We start from the raw sequence: 4,850 nt of genomic DNA, 5'->3' as shown, positions 1-4,850 counted from the left end.
TGATAACCCGTCTCAACCTCGAGGCCGTGCGGGCACTGGCCGCCAGTGGCGAGGTCGCCGCCAAGACCACCGACACCCCGGGCCATCTCGTGATCCGCATGGATGTCGACCCCACGGTGCAGCGGATCGCGGACATGAGCGACGACGAGCTGTCCCACGGCGTCGAGGGACCGCACAGGCTCCCAGGCTCCTCTGCGGGTCGCGACGTCCTGCTCTGCGTACGGTCGTTCGTCATCGCCACCGGGCACCTCGAAGGCCTCGGCGATCCGATCCCGCTGCGCACCGATCGCCGCGGCCGCGAGATCACCGGACGGACCATCTCGGTTACTATCGACCACCGTTTGAGCGACCTCACCTCCCGCCCTTCGAAGGCTGTCGAGAATGCCCGGTGGCTCGGCCGTCGGGCTCGTGTCGGCACCGGCGGCGCGGTGCTTCCCTTGCAGTCCTGACGCCCAGGTCCCGCATGCACACCGCGGCCGGCTGCCGCCACGCTTCCTGAACTCGAGTCCGACCACGAGCGCCTCACACCCAGCCGGGCACCTGTCCTGTCACGCGGTGCTCGCGCCCACTGCACCAGTACCCGGACGGGCCGGGTAACGAGGAGCAGGAGCCGCCATGACCGCCATCGTCCAGCACGCCGCACCCCATCCCGTCGACGAACCGCCCGCTGTGCAGGTCCTTCTTCGGACTGCCGAGTTCAGCGACGACCCCGAGGTGCTGGACGAGCTGGCCCGCACCGAGGTCACCGGCGAGGTGCTGCGGAAGATCGCGCACAACCCTTCAACCTCCGAGGTCACGCTGGAGCACCTGATCGACCTCGACCAGCGGTGGCTGACCTACCCCGTCACGCGTCGCCATGACCTCTCCCCCGAGTTCATCGACCGGATCGCCCGTCGGCTGACCGACCGCAACGCGATCTTCCACGCCTCCTCCGCACCGAACGCGGCCCCGGAGACCCTGCGCTACCTGGCCGCTCACCCGTCCGCACCTCCGGCCACTGCCGAGACTGTCACTCAGCGACTCGGCACGGGGCCGCTGTCGGTCGCGTAACCGCACTCCGGGCTGATCAGCCGACCGCCTGGAGATCATCGGCCATGAGCAAGGCCATCACGGCATAGGCGAGACCCCGAGGACCAAACTCCTCGGGGTCCTCTGTCACCAGCCCCATCGGCCGAGCGGCCGTGGCATGAGATGCGGTCGCCACAGTGCGTGGATCGGTTCGGGAATCACGATGCCGCCCCGTTCGCCGTCGAAGCGAGCAGTACCATCGTGGCCACCTACGCCAAAGGAGGCCGGCCGTGTGTGGTCGCTACGTGCTCGAGGTCGATGCCCAGGGGCTGCTGCACTCATATGCCGCGCACCCGGCACGAGACTTCGACTGGGAGCCGGTCTTCAGCGTCGCACCCCGGACGAAGGCCCCGGTGGTCCGCGAGCACTACGACAAGGATGCCGGGGAGGTGCAACGAACGCTGGAGTTCGCGCGCTGGGGCTACAAGCCCGCATGGGCCAAGGAGAAAGGGCCACGGCCCATCAACGCCCGCTTCGAGACCGTGCACACGAACGGCATGTTCCGGGCTGGGTTTGCGAGCTCTCGCGCCGTGGTGCCGATGTCGGGCTACTTCGAGTGGGTCGAGATGGACAACGGCAAGCAGCCCTACTACGTTCACGCCACCGATGAGCGTCTCCTCCACGCTGCGGGCCTGACTACGGCCGAGCAGAACGGCGACGGCGACTGGGACGTGAGCTTCACGATCATTACCCGCGAGGCTCGAGACGCTGCTGGTGATGTCCATGACCGGATGCCAGCGTTCCTGGACGAGGAGCTCATGAGTGAGTGGCTGGCACCGGGGAAGCTCGAGAAGGACGAGCGGGAGAACCTGCACGGGATGCTGGGCGACCTGTCCGAGAAGATCGCGGGGTCGCTGGTGACCCACCCGGTCGACCGGGCCGTGAACAACGTCCGCACACTCGACCGGAAGGACCCGAGCCTCATCGCGCCGCTCGTGCTGGGCTGATCCTCCGTGCCACTTGCGGATCAGCGCGGAGTGCATGCCCTGGCCGTGCACTGGCCGCGATAGCGAGAACGTCCCGCGAGGAGCGGGTTTCGCCCACTGGCGCGGGGCAACAGGGTGTCCGGAGGGAGGAGGCGACGTGGCGCTGACGCACTACGAGACACTCGGCGTGTCTCGGGACGCCTCGAGAGCCGAGATCACTGCTGCCTTCCGTGCCCAGATGCGGGCCCTGCACGGCGACGCTGGCGGGGACGACGAGCTCGCCAAGCACGTCAGCTCCGCGTACAACGTCCTGGCCAATGCTTCCAGGCGAGCCATCTACGACCGCACCCTGGCATCCCAGTCCCCCGCTGCCGCCTCCGATCCGTCACCGGCATCGGCGCCGACAGCGCCTCGACGTCGCGTGTTCCATCCCGAGCGCGGCACTCGAGCATCTTCGATGCTGGACGTCGATCCCACCTTATGGGACTGGTACGTCCCAGTCCACGATCGTCCGAGCGGCCCCGACGCGAAGTCGCCGCGCCGTCGGCCACTCTTCACGATCTTTCTCGTGGTCGCCTTCGTGGCGTGGGCAGTAGCCGGGGCGGCAACCGCTGCGATGCTCGGACTGCCGCTGGCTCGCATCGGAGCGGTCTCGACACCGGTCGCGCTGCTGTGCGGGGTGGGAATGCATCTCGTCTGGTCCGCACTGGTGGTCACGCGCAGCATCCTCCGACGGTGGGGCCTGATCGCAGCGCTACTCGTCGCAGCGGCCGGCGCCGCTTGCATCTACCTCGATGCCGGCACGCCACTGCCCATGCTCGGCAGCCCACTGTGCCTGATCGCAAGCACGCTCACGACGTATCTGTCCTTCGGCGTAGTGCTGTCCCGAAGCTCCCGGGAAGACGGGATCATCGACTCCTCGTTCATCACGCAGGTCGGCGCCACCTCACTTGGTTCCCGAAACGCGGACATCGAGCGGCTGCTCGGCGCCCTCACCGGTGCCTTCGGCCACCGCGACGGAGTGCGCGTGATCCTGTTACCCGACCGGGTTACTCCGCGGCCCTGCGCCGCCCTGGTGCGGTCGCAAGTCGTCGTAATCGTCGGACGGTCCGTGCGCCTGATCGCGATCCCTCCGCTGGGCGCCGACGGTCTGGAGATCTCAGGAACCGAGATCGTCAGCGACGGTCAGGTGTACCGCAATGTCGTCCACGATGAGGTGCAGGCACTCCGTAGGCGCTTCGGCCGCGGCTCGGAAGTTCATGGGTATGTCGTGCCCACGCTGCTATCGACTGTCCCGACGGAAATCGGGCAGGCTGGCGGGGTCTCATTCGGCTCGCTCACCCAGGTTCTCGGTGCCATCGGTAAGGGCGCCGGCCCGAGCCTCGATCGGCCCAACACGCTGTTCCGCCATCGGGCACTCGAATCCATGACGCTGCTTGTCTGAGCCTTGCAGCTGCCGGCCTAGAAGCTCATCACCGCCACCACCAGCGGGGGGTCGGTAGCTGGGCCTCCAATTCAACCGGAAGAATATCTAGGTCTCTCGCATCGGCGACGATCTCCTTCTCCATGCTCTCCAGGACGCGCGCGAAGACCCGATCGGCGGGGATATTGGCGACCCAAACCCGGCCGGTGGTAACCCTTGGCGCTTGGCGCGCACGGGCGAAGTACTCAGCTTGGCGAGGGTCGAGACTCCAGGAGAGCCCTTCACGGTTGGCTTCGGTCGCGCCGCGGTAAGCACGCACAGTCCGTCGGCGGCGAGACTTGACGATGCCGTCTTCCGTGTATGCGATGTGTTCGAACATCGCCCTCCAGGTCTCGACCGGTACCTGGCTGTTCGCCTCGCGACCCACCCAGGCTCGCGGCAAGAAGAGTGTGAGGGCCGCCCGTGAGATCTCTCCCCGACTGAACAACCTCACCAACTCAGATATTGGAGCCAGGTTGCCAGTGCGCTTTATGATGCCCTCGATCTCCTCGATGTCCACGTCGGTGTAAACGATCCGATTGCGGATCACCCAGCCTTCGACGTCTGCCCTTGTGACCATCTTTCAGCTCTCTTCGAGGGTGCTCGGTACAACAACCTTGCGACCGACGCTGGCCACGGCGTACTGGTTAGTCAAGTGGTGGGGTGGTAATCGGTGAAGAGCTCCCGGGCCACGTCAAGGACTTCCCGCAGTCGCGCGCTGAGTTCGCGCCGTGCTGCCGGCTCGATCACCCCGAGTCGCTCGATGATCTCGCGCCGGGTGGGGAACTCACCGATCGCATGGTGAGCGAAGTACACGCGTGCCACGTCAGCCGACCGAACTGGCTCGCGCTTCAGGCGTCGAGTGCGCAACCGTTCCCGCTCCTGGTCGAGCCGTTCGCATCGGGAGATGACGGCTCGGATCCGATCTGTCCAGTTCAGCGGGCCCGAATCCGCCGGCGAGTTAGCTGGAAGGCGGGCGTCGATCTCGATCGAAGCGTCCTCGAGCGGCACGGCTCGTGCGGTGCGCAGGTCATCTCGCGTGATGAGGACTGCCTGGCGTGCTGCGTCCTTCCGGGTGGCGCGCATTCGGTCGTTGTGGAAGGTCACGAGCTGCTCATCCGTCGGCTGGGATCCGTGCTCGGTCTCGAACAGCTGGCGGGACTTTCCGATGTGGGTGGTCTTGCGGTCCTTCGCGCTGCCACCAGGCACGCCTGCGGTGCCGTCGAGCAGCCCTTTGCGTCGGTCGTCGCGGATGCACGAGCGGGTCTCGGCCTCGAGGATCATCGGGAGGTTCGCGGTGTAGTTGAACACCGGGCTCGTGCCGGGCCCATCTTTGGCCTGCCAACGCTGAGCGACCATGCGCATCAGCGCTTGGCCGAAGTAGGACAGTGCGA

At 66.8% G+C, this 4,850-nt stretch carries 6 protein-coding genes and 1 pseudogene; 5 read left to right on the top strand and 2 right to left on the bottom strand.

Annotated elements, in window-relative coordinates; genetic code table 11:
• The 5 genes and pseudogenes from ACT3SQ_RS18910 to ACT3SQ_RS18890 all read left to right on the top strand — a co-directional run.
• The coding region (locus ACT3SQ_RS18910) for a hypothetical protein (RefSeq protein ID WP_444601597.1) at positions 1 to 449 on the top strand (449 nt) is incomplete at its 5' end.
• Positions 450 to 615: 166 nt separating this feature from the next.
• Positions 616 to 1,050 carry a hypothetical protein gene (locus ACT3SQ_RS18905; RefSeq protein WP_444601596.1) on the top strand — a complete coding sequence of 145 codons (435 nt, stop codon included), beginning with the start codon at positions 616 to 618 and terminating at the stop codon, positions 1,048 to 1,050.
• A 248-nt stretch (positions 1,051 to 1,298) separates the two neighbouring features.
• Positions 1,299 to 2,015 (top strand): SOS response-associated peptidase, encoded by a 717-nt coding sequence (locus ACT3SQ_RS18900; protein WP_444601595.1) that lies wholly within the window; start codon positions 1,299 to 1,301, stop codon positions 2,013 to 2,015.
• 34 nt (positions 2,016 to 2,049) lie between these two features.
• A pseudogene (locus ACT3SQ_RS18895) lies at positions 2,050 to 2,325 on the top strand (J domain-containing protein); the annotation flags it as partial.
• A gap of 126 nt (positions 2,326 to 2,451) precedes the next feature.
• Positions 2,452 to 3,438, top strand: a complete 987-nt coding sequence (locus ACT3SQ_RS18890; RefSeq protein ID WP_444601598.1) for a hypothetical protein — start codon at positions 2,452 to 2,454, stop codon at positions 3,436 to 3,438.
• Between the two features lie 28 nt (positions 3,439 to 3,466).
• On the opposite strand, the gene ACT3SQ_RS18885 is transcribed toward ACT3SQ_RS18890, so the two are convergent.
• Both ACT3SQ_RS18885 and ACT3SQ_RS18880 read right to left on the bottom strand, forming a co-directional pair.
• Positions 3,467 to 4,036 carry a hypothetical protein gene (locus ACT3SQ_RS18885; protein WP_444601594.1) on the bottom strand — a complete coding sequence of 190 codons (570 nt, stop codon included), beginning with the start codon at positions 4,034 to 4,036 and terminating at the stop codon, positions 3,467 to 3,469.
• A gap of 71 nt (positions 4,037 to 4,107) precedes the next feature.
• On the bottom strand, positions 4,108 to 4,850 hold a 743-nt coding region (locus tag ACT3SQ_RS18880), incomplete at its 5' end, for a hypothetical protein (protein ID WP_444601593.1).

It is taken from the genome of Brachybacterium sp. AOP42-C2-15 (genome assembly GCF_052377065.1).
GTDB lineage: Bacteria > Actinomycetota > Actinomycetes > Actinomycetales > Dermabacteraceae > Brachybacterium.
This window is presented reverse-complemented; position numbering and strand designations above follow the sequence as displayed.

Coding starts and splice junctions, on each gene's coding strand:
- ACT3SQ_RS18905 (WP_444601596.1), top strand. CDS start 616: ATGACCGCCATCGTCCAGCACGCCGCACCCCATCCCGTCGACGAACCG.
- ACT3SQ_RS18890 (WP_444601598.1), top strand. CDS start 2,452: ATGCTGGACGTCGATCCCACCTTATGGGACTGGTACGTCCCAGTCCAC.
- ACT3SQ_RS18885 (WP_444601594.1), bottom strand. CDS start 4,036: ATGGTCACAAGGGCAGACGTCGAAGGCTGGGTGATCCGCAATCGGATC.